Raw genomic sequence first — 18,170 nt, forward strand, 5'->3', positions numbered from 1 at the left:
CCTATACCCCTGCCTGGCACAGGGGTTTTGCACTTAAATAGTGCACATGTCTTGTACTTCCCTTCGATAAAAGTGAATTATTTGTAATAATTACATCACACAATCGTTAATTAAAGATTGTTTTAACAACAATTTTTACGCTAAATAGACCCTGCATCTCTACTTTGTTATTCATGCACTAAATCAGTGCCCCAAAACGGTGCGGCATACTGGTTTTGCCCGACTTATTGTGCACAGAAATGATTCACGCTTCTGTTAAAACAATGAGTTACATAATTGGCATGATTTTTTCATTATGCTACATGTTCTCGCAGGGGATCGCCCCGTGGATAGAAAAGGAAATGCTATGAAGTCTCTATTAAAAGTTTCACTGGCTGCACTTACCCTGGCTTTTGCGGTGTCTTCGCACGCCGCGGATAAGAAACTCGTTGTGGCAACCGATACGGCGTTCGTTCCGTTTGAATTTAAACAGGGCGACAAATACGTCGGTTTTGATGTTGATCTGTGGGACGCTATCGCGAAAGAACTGAAGCTGGACTACACCCTGAAACCGATGGATTTCAGCGGCATTATTCCGGCATTACAAACCAAAAATATCGATCTGGCGCTGGCGGGTATTACGATTACGGACGAACGTAAAAAAGCGATCGACTTTTCCGATGGCTATTACAAAAGCGGTCTGCTCGTGATGGTTAAAGCCAACAATAACGATATTAAAAGCGTTAAAGACCTCGATGGCAAAGTCGTTGCCGTGAAGAGCGGAACCGGGTCGGTGGATTACGCGAAAGCGAATATCAAAACCAAAGACCTGCGTCAGTTCCCGAACATTAATAACGCGTACATGGAATTAGGCACCAACCGCGCAGACGCTGTTCTGCACGATACGCCGAACATCCTGTACTTTATCAAAACCGCAGGCAACGGCCAGTTCAAGGCGGTAGGCGAATCGCTGGAAGCACAGCAATACGGAGTTGCCTTCCCGAAAGGCAGCGATGAACTGCGCGAGAAAGTCAACGGCGCGCTGAAAACGCTGCGTGAGAATGGCACCTATAACGAAATCTACAAAAAATGGTTCGGTACAGAACCTAAATAAAACGACCTGATGTTGGCTTGTGACCCGGTAGTGAGGACGCTCACCGGGCCTACAGCTCTTTTCCGTGACGGATAAGACACTTTCACGCCATTTCCGCGCCGGATAGAGCATTTGACTATTTACACCACGGTAACAGGAACGACATATGCAGTTTGACTGGAGCGCCATCTGGCCCGCCATTCCGCTTTTGCTTGAGGGCGCTAAAATGACCCTGTGGATCTCGGTCCTCGGTCTGGCTGGCGGCCTGGTTATTGGACTGGCGGCAGGTTTTGCCCGTACGTTTGGCGGCTGGTTCGCTAACCACATCGCCCTGGTTTTCATTGAAATTATTCGCGGCACGCCTATCGTTGTCCAGGTCATGTTTATCTACTTTGCCCTGCCGATGGCATTTAATGATTTGCGTATTGATCCGTTCAGCGCAGCGGTCGTGACAATTATGATTAACTCCGGCGCTTATATCGCGGAAATTACTCGCGGCGCAGTACTATCCATTCACAAAGGTTTTCGCGAAGCGGGTCTGGCGCTGGGCCTTTCTCGCCGGGAAACCATCCGCCATGTTATTTTACCGCTTGCTCTGCGCCGTATGCTGCCGCCGCTGGGCAACCAGTGGATCATTAGCATCAAAGACACCTCGTTGTTTATTGTTATCGGCGTAGCCGAGCTGACCCGTCAGGGCCAGGAAATTATTGCCGGTAACTTTCGCGCCCTGGAAATCTGGAGCGCCGTGGCCGTCTTCTATTTGATCATTACGCTGGTGCTGAGCTTTATTTTGCGTCGTCTTGAAAGAAGGATGAAAATCCTGTGATTGAATTTAAAAACGTCTCCAAGCACTTTGGCCCCACCCAGGTGCTGCATAACATTGATTTAAACATCCGTCAGGGCGAAGTGGTTGTGATTATCGGCCCTTCCGGTTCGGGTAAATCCACGTTATTACGCTGTATCAATAAACTGGAAGAGATCACCTCCGGCGATCTGATTGTCGATGGTCTGAAAGTCAACGATCCGAAAGTAGACGAACGGCTGATTCGCCAGGAAGCCGGCATGGTGTTTCAACAGTTTTATCTGTTCCCGCATCTGACCGCGCTCGAAAACGTGATGTTCGGTCCTCTGCGCGTGCGCGGCGTAAAGAAAGAAGAAGCGGAAAAACAGGCGAAAGCTCTGTTAGCGAAAGTTGGACTGGCGGAACGGGCGCACCACTACCCCTCCGAGCTTTCCGGAGGTCAACAACAGCGCGTCGCCATTGCCCGAGCGCTGGCCGTGAAGCCGAAAATGATGCTCTTTGACGAGCCAACCTCCGCTCTGGACCCTGAACTGCGCCATGAAGTGCTGAAAGTCATGCAGGATCTGGCGGAAGAAGGCATGACCATGGTCATTGTCACTCACGAAATCGGCTTTGCCGAAAAAGTCGCCTCACGGCTGATTTTCATCGATAAAGGCCGTATTGCCGAAGATGGCAGTCCGCAGGCGTTGATCGAAAACCCGCCAAGCCCACGTTTACAGGAATTTTTACAGCACGTCTCCTGAGATATCGCCCTTCCTGCCCTGCGGCAGGAAGGGCATCATGGAATAGTCCCATTTCATTTTCCCTCCCCTGCGCCATCTATACTTAGTGTTTTGCGTCTCTTTTCTCACTGGAGGAGTCATGCGGTGGACCCTGTTCATCCTTTTTTGTCTACTGGGCGCGCCTGCCCATGCGGTCGCCATACCCGGCGTGACCACGGGGACATCAACCAGCCAGCAAGCAGCGCCAGAGCCCAGTCCTGAACAAAAAAAAGCGGCCTATGCGGCCCTGGCTGACGTACTGGAGAACGAGGCTTCACGTAACGAATTGATAGCGCAACTCCGCGAAGCCTCAACCACGCCGCCGACCGAGCCAGCGCCAGCGCTTGCGCCGCCTGCGGCCAAAGATGAGAAAACGGTACTGGAGAACGTCACCATCGTTACCCGTCAGTACGGCGATGCTTTCGCTACCCGTTTCGCCCAGCTTTATCGCAACATCACCGATGCGCCGCACAAGCCGTTTAACTCGCAAACCTTCACCAACGCGTTAACCCACTTTTTATTTCTGGCCGTCGCGGTATTTGGTTTTTATAGCGTGATACGGCTTTGCGCCCTGCCGTTATATCGAAAAATGGGCCTGTGGGCGCGCAAGAAAAACCGTGAACGCAGCAACTGGTTACAGCTCCCGGCGATGATCGCCGGCGCGTTTATTATCGACCTGCTGCTACTGGCGCTCACCTTATTTATCGGTCAGATGCTCAGTGATAATTTCCATGCCGGAAGTCGAACTATCGCTTTTCAGCAAAGCCTGTTCCTGAATGCCTTCGCGCTGATAGAGTTCTTTAAAGCGATTCTGCGGCTTATTTTTTGCCCTAATGTACCGGAATTACGCCCATTCGCGATTCAGGATGCGACAGCGCGTTACTGGAATCGCCGTATGAGTTCCCTTAGCAGTTTGATTGGCTACGGGCTGATTGTTGCCGTTCCGATTATTTCCAACCAAGTGAATGTTCAGGTCGGGGCGATGGCGAACGTGGCGATCATGCTCTGCATCACCATCTGGGCGCTGTACCTGATCTTTAAAAACAAAGCGGAGATTACGCAACATTTATTAAGTCTGGCGGAACGATCATTAGCCTTTTTTAGCCTGTTTATCCGCGCCTTTGCGCTGGTGTGGCACTGGCTGGCCAGCGCTTACTTTATCGTGCTGTTTTTCTTCTCGTTATTCGACCCAGGCAATAGCCTGAAGTTTATGATGGGCGCGACCGTGCGCAGTCTGGCGATTATTGGCATCGCCGCGTTTATCTCCGGTATGTTTACCCGCTGGATAGCGAAAACCATCACCCTGTCGCCCCATACGCAGCGCAATTACCCGGAATTACAAAAGCGGCTTAACGGCTGGCTCTCCTCGGCGCTAAAAGTCGCACGCTTTTTGACCGTCTGCGTCGCCGTTATGCTGTTGCTCAACGCCTGGGGGCTATTCGATTTCTGGCACTGGCTACATTATGGCGCGGGGGAAAAGATGGTCGATATCCTCATCCGTATCACGTTAATCTTATTCTTCTCCGCCGTGGGATGGACGATTCTCGCCAGTCTGATTGAGAATCGCCTGGCCTCCGATATTCATGGTCGCCCGCTACCCAGCGCCCGCACGCGCACGCTGCTGACGCTGTTCCGCAATGCGCTGGCAGTGATTATCAGTACCATAACCATCATGATCGTGTTATCGGAAATCGGCGTCAATATCGCGCCGTTGCTGGCTGGCGCGGGGGCGTTAGGTCTGGCTATCTCTTTCGGTTCGCAAACCCTGGTGAAAGATATTATTACCGGCGTTTTTATTCAGTTTGAAAACGGGATGAATACCGGCGACTTAGTCACCATAGGCCCGCTGACGGGGACGGTCGAAAGAATGTCGATTCGTTCCGTCGGCGTGCGGCAGGATACCGGGGCATACCATATTATCCCGTGGTCCTCGATCACCACTTTCGCCAACTTTGTGCGCAGTATCGGCTCTGTTGTCGCCAACTATGACGTGGATCGCCATGAGGATGCGGATAAAGCGAATCAGGCGCTGAAAGACGCGGTAACGGCGCTGATGGAGACGGAGGATATTCGCGGGCTGATTATCGGCGAACCCACGTTCGCCGGTATTGTCGGTTTAACGAACACGGCGTTTACTTTACGCGTGTCGTTCACCACGCTACCGCTCAAGCAGTGGACGGTGCGTTTTGCCCTTGATAGCCAGGTGAAAAAGCATTTTGATCTGGCCAATGTTCGCGCGCCGGTGCAAACGTATCAGGTTCTGCCCGCCCCCGCCGGCGGCCCGCCGCCTGATTCACTGCCGCCGCGCGAACCGACGATTTAGCGTTTACGGGTGATAAAACGGCGACGCTGGTCGTCATCCATAAAGGTCCAGGCGATAAAGCGGCTTTGCTTTTGCCCCTGGGCCATCTCTTTTTTCACCACTTTCACCGCGCCAGCCTCCGTCAACGCCCGGTAAAGCGGTGGTAAATTCTCGCCGCGCGACACCAACGTCGTAAACCACAACACCTGACGGCGGAAGGTTTGGCTTTCAGCAATCATTTTTTTAATAAAGGCGACTTCGCCGCCTTCGCACCATAGCTCCTGCTGTTGACCGCCAAAGTTCAGCGCATCATCTTTATTCTGCCCCAAATTGCGGCGCTTACGCTCGCTGCCCGCGCGGGCTGCGGCGGCGGAGTCGTGAAAAGGCGGGTTACAAAGCGTTGCGTCATAAAATTCATTTTTATGAATAATACCGGTAAAAATGGCCGCCGGATCTTTTTGCCGACGCAGACGAATGGCGCGGCTTAACCCCGTATTAGCCTGAATGATAGCCTGCGCGCTGGACATCGCTGCGTCGCTGACTTCACTACCGGTAAATCGCCAGCCATATTCATGGACGCCGATAAGCGGATAAATACAATTCGCGCCCACGCCCACGTCCAGAATAGTTGCCTGTGCCGGAATACTCCCTGTCGTTTCGCCAAGCAGATCCGCCAGATGATGGATATAATCCGCACGACCAGGCACCGGCGGACATAAAAACCCTGGCGGAATGTCCCAGTGTGTGACGGCATAAAAATGCGCCAGCAATGCCTTATTGAGCGCTTTTACCGCTTGCGGATTAGCAAAATCAACGCTCTGTTCACCGGCGGGCGTGCGGATAAGAAAGGACGTCAATTCCGGCGTGGTCTGACACAGTGCGGCGAGATCATAACGGTGTTGATGGCGGTTGCGCGGGTGTAACCCCGGTTTCTGGGCGGACATGGCATTCTCCTTTTAGCAGCGGCGTAAGATACCCGTATAACGCCACGGGGTAAATATACCACCGCGAATTCCCTGCCTCGCTCGTTTGATCGGATATCTGAATGACATTGGCTCTGCTCATGGTCTGAAAAGATCGCGCGATGCGATTTTTTCACCTGACGGCGCTACACTTAACCTCAGGTACCCTAAAATCAGGAGAGCGTGATGGCATCCGGCTGGGCAAATGACGACGCAGTGAATGAACAAATCAACAATACCATTGAAGATGCCGTTGCCCGCGCTCGCGGCGAACTTCCCCACGGCGAAAGTCGCGACGAATGCGAATCTTGCGGCGACCCTATCCCTGAAGCGCGGCGTAAAGCCGTACCGGGCGTTCGGTTATGCATATCCTGCCAGCAGGAGAAAGATTTACATAACGCAACATTTTCAGGATATAATCGCAGAGGTTCAAAAGACAGCCAGTTACGCTGACTTTTCTTTACCAAAACCGCCAGTATCATCCATTCCTTTACGCTCATGCTTTTTAGCGTTCTGCGTCGCAGAATGTGCCGTTAACCTCGACTCTGTAAAGCCAGATGACAAGAACGGTAAATTCCACCGTTGAATTAATTAATAATCAATAGGTTATTTGTCATTCAAAAATTTTGAGCAAGGCCGTCAATTCTATTCGATTTTATCTTTCGCAAAAAACCGTGATACTCATCACATCGACGGAACATCATCCCATAAACAGAATAACCTGCGAGAGATTAATCATGAAAACCATTAAATATGCTGTTGCAGCCATCGCGCTTTCCACCCTTTCTTTTGGCGTTTTTGCCGCAGAACCGGTTAGCGCGTCTCAGACGCAAAACCTGCATAAAATCGGCGTAGTGTCTGCCGATGGCGCCACCACGCTGGATGGCCTGGAAGCTAAACTGGCTGAAAAAGCCGCCGCTGCTGGCGCAAGCGCTTATAACATCACCTCCGCCGTGGGTAATGACAAAATGAGCGGCACTGCGGTGATTTATAAATAATTTACCTGCCCGCCAGATTTCAGGCTGTAACATCGCTGTTGTTTGAATTCTGACGGGTATTACCCTCGTCTGTTTGCCAACAGACCCACTGCTCCAACCCTCATTAACCCTGTTTGTTACCCTTATTTGCCCGTCCGTCACTGGACGGGCTTTTTTTATTCGCTAAAAGCCTGTTCGACGCGCGCAAGCCCGTCTTCTAACGTCGCCGCCTCTCCCGTCGCAACCAGACAACAGGCCATTTGCGTTTTTAATGATTGCGGCACCGGCTCGTGGCCGGCAAGGCAGCGCTCAATCCAGCGCGCGGTGATTTCAGGATCTTTAGTCGCAGGCAGTGAAAGCGGCTCGTCGTGCGTGTCGCTCTGACGCTCATGCAGTACCTGCACGCCACGGCTATCAATCAGGCTGATTTGCGGACAGCGTTGCGGGTTGGCATAGACTTCGCCTTCGGTACCATGCATCAGCAAAGCCCGCCCGCCAATGCGGCTAAAAAAGGTCGCCACACGCGGGACATATTCAGGATGAGAAACGCTTGATAAACGCAGCGCGGCATCCTCAGCAAATGGCGTCGCCAGCTTGGCCAGTGAATGCGCGCTGTTGCGCACGCCCATCCGCCAGCGCATCGCCAGTTGTTTTTCCAGCGGCGGGCAGAGCGCGCTCACCGGGATAAACACCGGCTGGCGCCCGTCCAGTTTGGCCTGCGCTTGTCCGCCGTGTAGGGTGGGCACAATCCCCATCAGCTCAAATATAGTTTCCGTCAGTACGCGGGTCGGATCTTCACTGACGCCGTGTACTACAACTGGAAAGCCCAATTTATGCAGCAGGATAGCCAGCAACGGCGTTAAATTCGCCTGTTTACGCGCGCCGTTATAGCTGGGAATAACGACCGGCAACGGCCTATCTGCGGGCGGTGTCAGTTTGATGGTATGATTCTGCATGGCTTCATAAAAGCCCAGCATTTCGGCTTCGCCTTCGCCTTTAATACGCAGCGCCATCAATATACTGCCCATCTCCAGGTCGGGGACGTCGCCATTCAGCATTCGGGTATACAAACCGCGCGCGGTATCCAGATCCAGATCGCGGGCGTGATTTTTACCTCGCCCGATCTCTTTGATGATCTTGCGATAATCCATTGAAAGCTCCTTGAAGTGTGCTCACAGCATTAACGCCGTCGGCGGCGTGCAGGTTTTGCTTTTGGTTTTACTATAACGTCTGGCACGGCAGGCTGCTCTATCGGAAAAACAGGTAAGGCATTCAGTAAACGCTGTCCGTAGTTTTTGGTCAACAAACGCTTATCATAAATGACCACTTCTCCCCGACAGGCATGGCTACGGATCAATCGCCCTACCTGCTGAATTAAATTAAAAGACGCGCTTGGTAAACTTTGTACCTCAAACGGATAACGATTCAGACTTTTTAGCCATTCGCCTTCGGTGATCACGACCGGGCTGTCGATCGGCGGGAAGGCAATTTTATGGATATGGACCTGCGTCAGCAGCTCGCCTTTAAGATCCAGCCCTTCGGCAAAAGACTGAAGCCCAACCAGCACGCTGCGTTCGCCGCTCTCCACCCGTTTACGGTGTAGCTCCACCAGCCGGTAACGCGGCTGGTCGCCCTGAACCAGGAGGAGTAAGCGCACATCAGCGACATGCTCCAGAAAACGCTGCATCGCCCGCCCGCTGGCAAACAGTACCAGCATACCATGATGTTTTTTGCTCTCCAGTTGCTCACGAAAATAGGCCGCCATTTCGGCAATATGCTGCTCTTCGTTATCAATGGTGGGTTCGTAGCGCATCTGAGGAATCACCAGTTTCCCCTGCTCCACATGATTAAACGGCGAATCCAGCGCCACAAAGCGGTCGCCGGCTTTTTCTTTTAAGCCGCTCATTTCCTGCAGGCGCGAAAAGCTATTGAGCGAGCGCAGTGTCGCCGAGGTGACAATAATGTGCGGTACGCTGCACCATAACAATCTTTCCAACTGCTCGCTGACGCGGATACCGACACAATGGAACCAGACGTGGAGTTGCCCTTCGCGTATTTCACGCGTCGCCCATTTGGACACCGGCGCGCCTGAAGACTGCGCCATCGAAGCCAGCCGCCATAATTTACTTTGCGCCTCGAACATTCCCAGCGCCCGGTTCATCTGTAAAATCACCCGATGCAAACGCATAATATCGTGCGACCCGGTTTTTTCGCTGAGATCGTTGAGAAAGGATTCCGCCAGCCCACGCAGCGTCTCGGTCAGCTTCGCCAGTCGCTGGCAGATTTCCATGACCTCATCAGGCAACTCGCCCATTGCAAAACGGTGCTCCGCCTCCTGCGCTGCGGGCATATACAGATTAAGAATGGCATTGAGCGAGGCGATCAGTTCGTACACCTCCTCGCAATGGGCGTTAAGTCGCTCAGGATTCGCTAACGGCGGCGTGGTTTTAGGGCGAAATTGCTCCATGCAGGTCGCCACCAGTTTGCTGAACAGGTCCAGTTGCAAGCGATACCAGGAGGCGGTAATTTCCGCGCTCATCTCCAGCGCATCGCGAGCGACATCGGGCAGATGATGACCTTCATCCAGTACCAACAGCAGATGCTTTGGTTCCGGCAGTACGGCTTCACTTTCCATCGCCGCCATTACCAGCGCGTGATTCGCCACCACGACTTCCGCTTCCTGTATTTCACGTCGGGCGACAAAGAATGGACATTCGCGGTAATAGTGACAGTTGCGGTTCAGACAACTGGCTTTATCGGTACTTAATCGCCGCCACAGATCGTCGTCAATAGCAATGTCGGTATGATCCCGCAGACCATCCCATTTGTAACCGTCAAGATCCCCTTTCAGCCTGGCGCAACGCTTTTGCTCTTCCTGGTTGTTAGGCGTCAGTTCGTCATCAAGAAAGGCGAGCAGATCCTGCTGCGTAGGCTCGCTACTGGCAAGCGCCGCCAGGTTTCGCGGACACACGTAACGCCCGCGGCCAAAGGCGGCGGTAAAGCGCAGATCGGGGATGATTTTTCGTAACAGCGGCAAATCTTTGCTAAAGATCTGATCCTGTAACGCCACGTTAGCAGTACTGACCACCAGTGTTTTTTGCTCTTCCCTGGCAATGGCGATACCGGGAATAAGATAGGAGAGGGTTTTCCCGACGCCGGTCGGCGCTTCAATAGCCAGATGTCTCCCTTCTTCCCCGGCCAGCGTTCTGGCGACGTCAGCAATCATCTGCCGCTGCGGCGCACGGGGAATAAAGTCGGGAATCTGATCCTGAAGCGCCTTATACCAGGCGGCGATTTGCGCTTTCAGCGCAGCGGTCAATGCCATGAGAAAACCTGAAGTACTGTATAAACAGCCACTATTGTGTCACATTTCAGGGGCGGGAAGTACCTTTTTTGCCGGTTCTGGAAGGCGGCTCGCAACGCGATGTGTATTTTTCCGGATGGCGGTGCAAGCACCTTACCCGGCCTACGTATTTGCATAGTCCGTAGGCCCGGTAAGCGTCGCGCCACCGGCATGTTGCCGGATAAAATTTACTGGGCAGGCGTGATTCTGCGCGGGCGACGCGGTGGACGTGCTTTGTCGCCAGCGGGTTTCCCCTCGCCTGTGCGCGGTTTTGGTTTCGCCTTCGCCGCCCCGCTATCCTGACGTCGCGGCTGCTGACTGCGCCCCGCTCCCCCCTGATTTTGTCCGCGTCCACGACCGCCGCCGCCGCGCTGCTGACGACCGTTCTGAATCGGCTCCGCTTTAATCGACGGGTCCGGCTCATAGCCCGGCGTCGTAATGCGTGGGATCTCTTTTTTCAGCAATTTTTCGATATCACGCAACAGTTTATGCTCGTCAACACAGACCAGCGACAGCGCCTCGCCAGTTGCCGCCGCGCGACCGGTACGGCCAATACGGTGTACATAATCTTCCGGCACGTTCGGCAGTTCATAGTTGACCACGTGCGGCAGCTCTTCAATATCCAGACCACGCGCCGCAATATCCGTCGCCACCAGCACGCGAATATCGCCGGATTTAAAATCGGCCAGCGCGCGGGTACGTGCGCCCTGCGATTTATTACCGTGGATAGCCGCGCTGCGAATACCGTCTTTATTAAGCTGTTCCGCCAGATGGTTCGCGCCATGCTTGGTGCGGGTGAAGACCAACACCTGCTGCCAGTTGCCCTGGCCAATCATCTGCGACAACAGTTCACGTTTGCGTTTTTTATCGACAAAGTGCACGTGCTGCGTCACCTGCTCTGAGGCCGTGTTGCGGCGCGCCACTTCGATTTCCAGCGGGTTGCGCAACAGCTTTTCGGCGAGCGCTTTGATGTCGTCGGAAAACGTGGCGGAGAACAGCAGATTCTGACGCTTCGCCGGCAGTTTCGCCAGCACGCGACGAATGTCGTGAATGAAGCCCATATCCAGCATACGGTCGGCTTCATCCAGTACCAGAATCTCAATCTGATCCAGCTTCACGGCATTTTGATGTTCCAGGTCGAGCAGACGTCCCGGCGTCGCCACCAGCACATCCACGCCGCCGCGCAGTTTCATCATCTGCGGATTGATGCTTACGCCGCCAAATACCACCAGCGAGCGAATGTTGAGATATTTACTGTAATCTCTGACGTTTTCGCCAATTTGCGCCGCCAGCTCGCGGGTTGGCGTGAGGATCAACGCGCGCACCGGGCGACGACCTTTAGCGTGCGGCTGATGGGTAATCAGATGCTGCAATAATGGCAGGGTAAAACCCGCCGTTTTACCGGTTCCGGTCTGGGCGCTGGCCATCAGATCGCGGCCTTCCAGCACGGCGGGAATCGCCTGTTGCTGAATAGGGGTAGGTTCACGGTAACCCTGCTCAGCAATGGCGCGCAGGATATCAGGGTTTAATCCCAGGGAATCAAAAGACATAACTACTCCGGACCGCCCCGACCGTTACCGGTGTAGTTTTCAGGGAGATGCTCAAATTTGGAATGACAAAAACCACAATGTCATGAAGGGGCGGAGTGTAGCAGTTTTTGTGATGCGGCGCATAAATTATCCCGAAAGGTGGCAAAGACAAATTAATCGACCACACTGGACAAGTGCCATTATGAGTCATAATCTTAATCAATCGATTGATTAATAATTAGGGCGTGTGATGAATATCCCCACCACGACCACCAAGGGCGAGCAGGCGAAAAGTCAGCTCATTGCCGCCGCACTGGCGCAGTTTGGCGAGTATGGCCTCCATGCCACCACGCGCGATATCGCCGCGCTGGCGGGGCAAAATATTGCCGCTATTACTTACTATTTCGGCTCAAAAGAGGATTTATACCTCGCCTGCGCCCAGTGGATTGCCGATTTTCTTGGCGAAAAATTTCGCCCCCATGCTGAAAAAGCGGAACGTCTGTTTAGCCAGCCTGCCCCTGACCGGGACGCCATACGCGAGCTCATTCTGCTCGCCTGCAAGAACATGATTATGCTGCTGACGCAGGAAGACACCGTTAATCTGAGCAAATTTATTTCACGCGAGCAGCTCTCTCCCACGTCGGCCTATCAATTGGTTCATGAACAGGTTATCGATCCGTTGCACACCCATCTGACAAGATTGGTTGCCGCTTATACCGGCTGCGACGCCAATGATACGCGCATGATTTTGCATACCCATGCCTTACTGGGCGAAGTGCTGGCGTTTCGTCTCGGCAAAGAAACTATTCTGTTACGTACCGGCTGGCCGCAGTTTGATGAAGAAAAAGCGGAGCTGATTTACCAGACGGTAACCTGCCACATCGATCTTATTCTGCACGGTTTAACGCAAAGGAGTCTGGACTGATGAAAAAACCTGTCGTTATCGGACTGGCAATCGCAGCGATCGTCGCTGTGATTGCCGGTGGAACCTGGTGGTATCAAAGTCGGCAGGACGATGGGCTGACGCTATACGGTAATGTCGATATCCGTACCGTCAATATCAGCTTTCGTGTCGGCGGCAGGCTGGCGTCGCTGAATGTTGATGAAGGCGATGCCATCAAAGCCGGACAGGTGCTCGGCGAACTGGATCACGCGCCATACGAAAACGCGCTAATGCAGGCGAAAGCTGGCGTGTCGGTCGCGCAGGCGCAATATGATTTGATGCTGGCAGGCTATCGCGATGAAGAGATAGCCCAGGCCGCCGCCGCCGTCAGACAGGCGCAAGCCGCCTATGACTACGCACAAAACTTTTATAACCGTCAGCAAGGATTGTGGAAAAGCCGCACCATTTCCGCTAACGATCTGGAAAACGCCCGCTCATCGCGCGATCAGGCACAGGCGACGCTGAAGTCCGCGCAGGATAAACTGAGCCAGTACCGTACCGGTAATCGTGAACAGGATATCGCCCAGGCGAAAGCCAGTCTGGAACAGGCAAAGGCCCAACTGGCGCAGGCGCAGCTTGATTTGCAGGACACCACGCTTATCGCGCCTGCCAACGGAACCTTGCTCACCCGCGCGGTCGAGCCTGGTAGTATGCTGAACGCCGGCAGCACGGTATTAACACTCTCGCTGACCCGCCCCGTCTGGGTGCGCGCCTATGTTGATGAACGCAACCTCAGTCAGACGCAACCGGGGCGCGACATTCTGTTGTATACCGACGGTCGTCCTGACAAACCTTACCACGGCAAGATTGGTTTCGTTTCGCCCACCGCGGAATTTACGCCGAAAACCGTCGAAACGCCGGATCTGCGTACCGATCTTGTCTATCGCCTGCGCATTATCGTCACCGATGCGGACGATGCGTTACGCCAGGGGATGCCAGTCACGGTGAAATTTAATGACGAGGTACGGCATGAGTGAGGCCGTTATTACGCTGCACGGTCTGACGAAGCGCTTTGCGGGAATGGATAAACCCGCCGTCGCGCCGCTCGACTGTACCATTCATTCCGGTTATGTCACCGGGCTGGTAGGGCCGGACAGCGCAGGAAAAACCACGCTGATGCGTATGCTGGCGGGCCTGCTCAAAGCCGATGGCGGCAGCGCGTCCGTATTGGGCTTCGACCCGATACAAAACGACAGCGAGCTGCACGCGGTTCTGGGCTATATGCCGCAGAAATTCGGTCTGTATGAAGATCTTACCGTCATGGAGAACCTTAATCTCTATGCCGATTTACGCAGCGTTACCGGCGAGATACGGGAAAAGACCTTTGCCCGTTTGTTGGAGTTTACCGCCCTCGGCCCTTTCACTGGCCGTCTGGCAGGAAAATTGTCCGGCGGGATGAAGCAAAAACTGGGGCTGGCCTGTACGCTGGTCGGCGAACCGAAAGTGCTGCTGTTGGATGAACCGGGCGTTGGCGTTGACCCGATTTCACGGCGCGAGTTGTGGCAGATGGTCCACGAGCTGGCGGGCGACGGGATGCTAATCCTCTGGAGCACCTCCTACCTCGACGAAGCCGAACAGTGCCGCGATGTGCTGCTGATGAATGAAGGCGAGCTGCTCTATCAGGGCGAACCTAAAGCGCTGACGCAAACGATGGCCGGTCGTAGCTTTCTGATGAGCAGTCCACAGGAAAACAACCGTAAGTTGCTACAGAGAGCGCTCAGACTGCCGCAGGTGAGCGACGGCATGATTCAGGGACGTTCGGTACGCCTGATCCTGAAAAAAGAGGCGACCGCAGCAGATATTCGTCAGGCCGAAGGAATGCCGGAAATCACCCTCAATGAGACCGCGCCGCGCTTCGAAGATGCGTTTATCGATCTGCTTGGCGGAGCGGGAACCTCGGAGTCTCCGCTGGGTTCAATCCTGCATACGGTTGAAGGCACTGCCGGCGAAACGGTGATTGAAGCGCAGGAACTGACGAAAAAATTTGGCGATTTCGCGGCCACGGACCATGTTAATTTCGTCGTACAGCGCGGCGAGATTTTTGGCCTGCTCGGCCCGAACGGCGCGGGTAAATCAACCACCTTTAAAATGATGTGCGGCCTGCTGGTGCCGACGTCCGGCAAGGCGCTGGTGCTGGATATGGATCTGAAAGTCAGCTCCGGCAAAGCCCGTCAGCATCTGGGCTATATGGCGCAAAAATTTTCGCTTTACGGCAACCTGACGGTTGAGCAGAACCTGCGTTTTTTCTCCGGCGTCTACGGTTTGCGGGGCCGCGCGCAAAATGAAAAAATTCAGCGCATGAGTGAAGCGTTTGGTCTGAAAAGCATCGCGTCGCATCCCACCGATGCGCTGCCGCTGGGCTTTAAACAGCGACTGGCGCTGGCCTGCTCGCTGATGCACGAACCGGATATTTTATTCCTTGATGAACCAACGTCCGGGGTTGATCCCCTCACCCGCCGTGAATTTTGGCTGCACATTAATAGCATGGTGGAAAAAGGGGTCACGGTAATGGTGACGACCCACTTTATGGATGAGGCGGAATATTGCGATCGCATCGGACTGGTTTATCGTGGGAAGCTTATCGCCAGCGGTACGCCGGACGATCTCAAAGCGCAGGCCGCCGATGAGCAACAGGCCGATCCGACGATGGAGCAGGCCTTTATCACTCTCATCAATGACTGGGATAAGGAGCATACGCATGAGTAAGTCTCTCTCCTGGCGCCGCGTGCGTGCGTTGTGCGTCAAAGAGACGCGCCAGATCGTGCGCGATCCCAGTAGCTGGCTGATTGCGGTGGTGATCCCGCTGCTGTTGCTGTTTATTTTTGGTTACGGCATTAACCTTGACTCCAGCAAGCTGCGGGTGGGGATTCTGCTTGAACAGCAAAGCCAGGAGGCGCTGGATTTCACTCATGCGATGACCGGTTCACCCTATATCGACGCGACCATTAGCGATAATCGCCATGAATTAATTGAAAAAATGCAGGCCGGACGCATTCGCGGACTGGTGGTGATTCCGGTGGATTTCGCGCAGCAAATGGCGCGCGACGGTGACAGCGCGCCGATTCAGGTGATTACCGACGGCAGCGAGCCAAACACCGCCAACTTCGTTCAGGGTTATGTGGAAGGCATCTGGCAAATCTGGCAACAGCAGCGGGCGGAAGATCGCGGCGACACCTTTGAACCGCTCATCGACGTCCAGACGCGCTACTGGTTTAACCCGGCGGCGATCAGTCAGCATTTTATTATTCCCGGGGCGGTGACCATTATCATGACGGTAATTGGCGCAATCCTCACCTCGCTGGTCGTTGCCCGCGAATGGGAGCGCGGCACGATGGAGGCGCTGCTCTCAACCGAAGTGACGCGTGTTGAACTGCTGCTGTGTAAGCTTATTCCCTATTACTTTCTCGGTATGCTGGCGATGCTGCTCTGTATGCTGGTATCGGTGTTTATTCTCGGCGTGCCGTATCGCGGTTCGCTGGTGATTCTGTTTATCATCACCAGTCTGTTTTTACTGAGTACGCTGGGGATGGGGCTGTTGATTTCCACCATCACTCGCAACCAGTTTAACGCCGCGCAGGTGGCGCTGAACGCCGCATTTTTGCCCTCGATTATGCTGTCCGGGTTTATCTTCCAGATAGACAGTATGCCTGCGGTGATCCGCGCGGTGACCTATATTATTCCGGCGCGCTATTTTGTTAGCACCCTGCAAAGTCTGTTTCTGGCCGGCAATATTCCGGTCGTGTTAGGCGTTAACGTACTGTTTTTAATCGCCTCGGCGGTGATGTTTATTGGCCTGACGTGGCTAAAAACCAAACGACGGCTGGATTAAATATGTGTATGGATAATTGTCGTCGTAGGCCGGATAAGGCGCTTGCGCCGCCATCCGGCATTATGCCTGATGCGCTTTGCTTATCAGGCCTACAAACTGGACTGAGAGGACGGACATGTTTCATCGTTTATGGACGTTAATTCGCAAAGAACTGCAATCGCTTTTACGCGAACCGCAAACGCGCGCGATCCTGATTCTGCCGGTGCTGATTCAGGTCATACTGTTTCCGTTCGCCGCGACGCTTGAAGTCACTAACGCGACTATCGCCATCTATAACGAAGATAACGGCAAACATTCGGTAGAACTTACCCAGCGCTTTGCCCGCGCGAAAGCGTTTACCCATGTGCTATTGCTGAACAGTCCGCAGGAGATCCAGCCGACTATCGATACGCAAAAAGCGCTGCTGCTGGTGCGCTTCCCGGCGGATTTCTCGCGGAATCTGGATACCTTCCAGCCTGCGCCGATGCAACTCATTCTTGATGGACGTAACTCCAACAGCGCGCAAATTGCCGCCAATTATCTGCAACAGATCGTCAAGGAGTATCAGCAGACATTGATGGACGGCAAGCCAAAGCCCAACAATAGCGAACTGGTGGTACGCAACTGGTATAACCCGAATCTGGACTACAAGTGGTTTGTGGTGCCCTCGCTGATCGCCATGATCACCACTATCGGCGTGATGATCGTCACTTCGCTGTCCGTCGCCCGCGAGCGTGAACAAGGCACTCTGGATCAGCTGCTGGTCTCTCCGCTCACCACCTGGCAGATTTTCGTTGGTAAAGCGGTGCCGGCGCTGATTGTCGCGACCTTCCAGGCCACGATCGTGCTAGCTATCGGCATTTGGGCATACCAAATTCCCTTCGCCGGTTCATTAGCGCTGTTTTATTTCACGATGGTGATTTACGGGCTGTCGCTGGTAGGCTTTGGCTTGCTGATATCATCGCTTTGCGCCACGCAACAGCAGGCGTTTATCGGCGTCTTTGTCTTTATGATGCCGGCGATTTTGCTCTCGGGTTATGTCTCGCCGGTGGAAAACATGCCGGTCTGGCTGCAAAACCTGACGTGGATAAACCCTATCCGCCACTTTACTGATATTACCAAGCAAATTTATCTTAAGGATGCGAGTCTGGGAATTGTCTGGGGAAGTTTGTGGCCGCTACTGGTGATAGCGGCCACCACGGGGTCAGCGGCGTATGCGATGTTTAGACGCAAAGTGATGTAGCTTTTTATCTTTCGCCAGTAGCGAGACCACGGCGGGCCCGGCCAGGATAGCCAGCCCCGCCAGCGCCAGCAAGACATTGTTTTGCAAGACGCGGGATAGCAGCCAGAGGACAATCAGCGCGGTGCCGAAGTACCAGGTGGTAGTCAGCTCTTCCAGCACATCCGCCACATCGCGCCAGCGTTGCTCATGATGGCGCTGCAACGCCAGCATCAGCAGTACCGTCACGCCATAAAGCACGCATAATCCCAGGCCGACGCGCACTAATGTGCCGCTCATCCAGCCTATTACCAGCATCGCCACTACCAGTAAATGCAACATAATCTGCCAACAACCGAGGCCGGTTGCGACACGAACGCGTTGTTGCCACTTCATGGCTTTTCTCCTGAAGCATTTTTCTCTCATTATTCAGAGTACCGAACTTTACGGAA

Annotated in this window: 16 protein-coding genes; 11 read left to right on the forward strand and 5 right to left on the reverse strand. The window is 53.8% G+C overall.

What is annotated here, in order from left to right; genetic code table 11:
* Positions 1-346 precede the first annotated feature (346 nt).
* The 4 genes from glnH (at position 347) to ybiO (ending at position 4,958) form a co-directional block, all read left to right on the forward strand.
* Positions 347-1,093 carry a glutamine ABC transporter substrate-binding protein GlnH gene (gene glnH / locus J4685_RS09780; RefSeq protein WP_000838672.1) on the forward strand — a complete coding sequence of 249 codons (747 nt, stop codon included), beginning with the start codon at positions 347-349 and terminating at the stop codon, positions 1,091-1,093.
* Positions 1,094-1,238: 145 nt separating this feature from the next.
* Positions 1,239-1,898, forward strand: coding sequence for a glutamine ABC transporter permease GlnP (glnP, locus tag J4685_RS09785; RefSeq protein ID WP_001159076.1), 660 nt, complete (start codon positions 1,239-1,241; stop codon positions 1,896-1,898).
* Positions 1,895-2,617, forward strand: coding sequence for a glutamine ABC transporter ATP-binding protein GlnQ (gene glnQ, locus J4685_RS09790; RefSeq protein ID WP_000569093.1), 723 nt, complete (start codon positions 1,895-1,897; stop codon positions 2,615-2,617). Before glnP ends, glnQ begins: the two co-directional genes overlap by 4 nt.
* A 118-nt stretch (positions 2,618-2,735) precedes the next feature.
* Positions 2,736-4,958 (forward strand): mechanosensitive channel protein, encoded by a 2,223-nt coding sequence (gene ybiO, locus J4685_RS09795; RefSeq protein WP_001267694.1) that lies wholly within the window; start codon positions 2,736-2,738, stop codon positions 4,956-4,958.
* On the opposite strand, the gene rlmF is transcribed toward ybiO, so the two are convergent.
* A complete protein-coding gene (gene rlmF, locus J4685_RS09800) occupies positions 4,955-5,881 on the reverse strand; it encodes a 23S rRNA (adenine(1618)-N(6))-methyltransferase RlmF (RefSeq protein WP_001275964.1) in 927 nt (308 codons plus the stop codon). The genes ybiO and rlmF overlap by 4 nt on opposite strands.
* A gap of 204 nt (positions 5,882-6,085) precedes the next feature.
* Between rlmF and J4685_RS09805 the strand changes: the two genes are divergently transcribed.
* The gene (locus J4685_RS09805) at positions 6,086-6,352 is read left to right on the forward strand and encodes a DksA/TraR family C4-type zinc finger protein (RefSeq protein ID WP_000146332.1); all 267 of its coding nucleotides are present in this window, start codon (positions 6,086-6,088) and stop codon (positions 6,350-6,352) included.
* Positions 6,353-6,636: 284 nt separating this feature from the next.
* Positions 6,637-6,897, forward strand: coding sequence for a DUF1471 family protein YbiJ (ybiJ, locus tag J4685_RS09810; RefSeq protein ID WP_000849092.1), 261 nt, complete (start codon positions 6,637-6,639; stop codon positions 6,895-6,897).
* Between the two features lie 155 nt (positions 6,898-7,052).
* On the opposite strand, the gene ybiB is transcribed toward ybiJ, so the two are convergent.
* From ybiB to rhlE, 3 genes are all read right to left on the reverse strand, one after another.
* A complete protein-coding gene (gene ybiB, locus J4685_RS09815; RefSeq protein WP_000386496.1) occupies positions 7,053-8,027 on the reverse strand; it encodes a DNA-binding protein YbiB in 975 nt (324 codons plus the stop codon).
* A gap of 29 nt (positions 8,028-8,056) precedes the next feature.
* Positions 8,057-10,201: an ATP-dependent DNA helicase DinG gene (gene dinG / locus J4685_RS09820; protein WP_001218627.1), complete on the reverse strand. Its 2,145-nt coding sequence runs from the start codon at positions 10,199-10,201 to the stop codon at positions 8,057-8,059.
* Between the two features lie 206 nt (positions 10,202-10,407).
* The gene (gene rhlE, locus J4685_RS09825) at positions 10,408-11,769 is read right to left on the reverse strand and encodes an ATP-dependent RNA helicase RhlE (protein ID WP_000007065.1); all 1,362 of its coding nucleotides are present in this window, start codon (positions 11,767-11,769) and stop codon (positions 10,408-10,410) included.
* 229 nt (positions 11,770-11,998) lie between these two features.
* On the opposite strand from rhlE, the gene cecR reads away from it, so the two are divergent.
* From cecR to J4685_RS09850, 5 genes are all read left to right on the forward strand, one after another.
* Entirely contained in the window at positions 11,999-12,673 is a 675-nt protein-coding gene (gene cecR, locus J4685_RS09830) for a transcriptional regulator CecR (protein WP_001025254.1), read from the forward strand.
* Entirely contained in the window at positions 12,673-13,668 is a 996-nt protein-coding gene (gene hlyD, locus J4685_RS09835; RefSeq protein WP_000743432.1) for a secretion protein HlyD, read from the forward strand. Before cecR ends, hlyD begins: the two co-directional genes overlap by 1 nt.
* Positions 13,661-15,397 carry an ATP-binding cassette domain-containing protein gene (locus J4685_RS09840; RefSeq protein WP_001287620.1) on the forward strand — a complete coding sequence of 579 codons (1,737 nt, stop codon included), beginning with the start codon at positions 13,661-13,663 and terminating at the stop codon, positions 15,395-15,397. Before hlyD ends, J4685_RS09840 begins: the two co-directional genes overlap by 8 nt.
* Positions 15,390-16,520, forward strand: a complete 1,131-nt coding sequence (locus J4685_RS09845) for an ABC transporter permease (protein WP_000045765.1) — start codon at positions 15,390-15,392, stop codon at positions 16,518-16,520. Before J4685_RS09840 ends, J4685_RS09845 begins: the two co-directional genes overlap by 8 nt.
* Before the next feature lie 115 nt (positions 16,521-16,635).
* Positions 16,636-17,742 (forward strand): ABC transporter permease, encoded by a 1,107-nt coding sequence (locus tag J4685_RS09850; RefSeq protein ID WP_000469050.1) that lies wholly within the window; start codon positions 16,636-16,638, stop codon positions 17,740-17,742.
* Here J4685_RS09850 and J4685_RS09855 read toward each other — a convergent pair.
* On the reverse strand, positions 17,704-18,114 hold the full coding sequence (locus J4685_RS09855; RefSeq protein ID WP_000871970.1) for a YbhQ family protein: 411 nt from the start codon (positions 18,112-18,114) through the stop codon (positions 17,704-17,706). The genes J4685_RS09850 and J4685_RS09855 overlap by 39 nt on opposite strands.
* Positions 18,115-18,170: the final 56 nt, after the last annotated feature.

The organism is Salmonella sp. 32100201201700099SM, assembly GCF_017572645.1.
GTDB classification, from domain to species: Bacteria; Pseudomonadota; Gammaproteobacteria; order Enterobacterales; family Enterobacteriaceae; genus Salmonella; species Salmonella enterica.

Bases quoted from the DNA above. Each gene is read 5' to 3' on its own strand.
- ybiO (WP_001267694.1), top strand. From the start codon at position 2,736: ATGCGGTGGACCCTGTTCATCCTTTTTTGTCTACTGGGCGCGCCTGCC.
- J4685_RS09805 (WP_000146332.1), top strand. From the start codon at position 6,086: ATGGCATCCGGCTGGGCAAATGACGACGCAGTGAATGAACAAATCAAC.
- glnP (WP_001159076.1), top strand. From the start codon at position 1,239: ATGCAGTTTGACTGGAGCGCCATCTGGCCCGCCATTCCGCTTTTGCTT.
- glnH (WP_000838672.1), top strand. From the start codon at position 347: ATGAAGTCTCTATTAAAAGTTTCACTGGCTGCACTTACCCTGGCTTTT.
- J4685_RS09850 (WP_000469050.1), top strand. From the start codon at position 16,636: ATGTTTCATCGTTTATGGACGTTAATTCGCAAAGAACTGCAATCGCTT.
- rhlE (WP_000007065.1), bottom strand. From the start codon at position 11,769: ATGTCTTTTGATTCCCTGGGATTAAACCCTGATATCCTGCGCGCCATT.
- ybiB (WP_000386496.1), bottom strand. From the start codon at position 8,027: ATGGATTATCGCAAGATCATCAAAGAGATCGGGCGAGGTAAAAATCAC.
- J4685_RS09840 (WP_001287620.1), top strand. From the start codon at position 13,661: ATGAGTGAGGCCGTTATTACGCTGCACGGTCTGACGAAGCGCTTTGCG.
- J4685_RS09845 (WP_000045765.1), top strand. From the start codon at position 15,390: ATGAGTAAGTCTCTCTCCTGGCGCCGCGTGCGTGCGTTGTGCGTCAAA.
- cecR (WP_001025254.1), top strand. From the start codon at position 11,999: ATGAATATCCCCACCACGACCACCAAGGGCGAGCAGGCGAAAAGTCAG.
- dinG (WP_001218627.1), bottom strand. From the start codon at position 10,201: ATGGCATTGACCGCTGCGCTGAAAGCGCAAATCGCCGCCTGGTATAAG.
- hlyD (WP_000743432.1), top strand. From the start codon at position 12,673: ATGAAAAAACCTGTCGTTATCGGACTGGCAATCGCAGCGATCGTCGCT.
- ybiJ (WP_000849092.1), top strand. From the start codon at position 6,637: ATGAAAACCATTAAATATGCTGTTGCAGCCATCGCGCTTTCCACCCTT.
- J4685_RS09855 (WP_000871970.1), bottom strand. From the start codon at position 18,114: ATGAAGTGGCAACAACGCGTTCGTGTCGCAACCGGCCTCGGTTGTTGG.
- rlmF (WP_001275964.1), bottom strand. From the start codon at position 5,881: ATGTCCGCCCAGAAACCGGGGTTACACCCGCGCAACCGCCATCAACAC.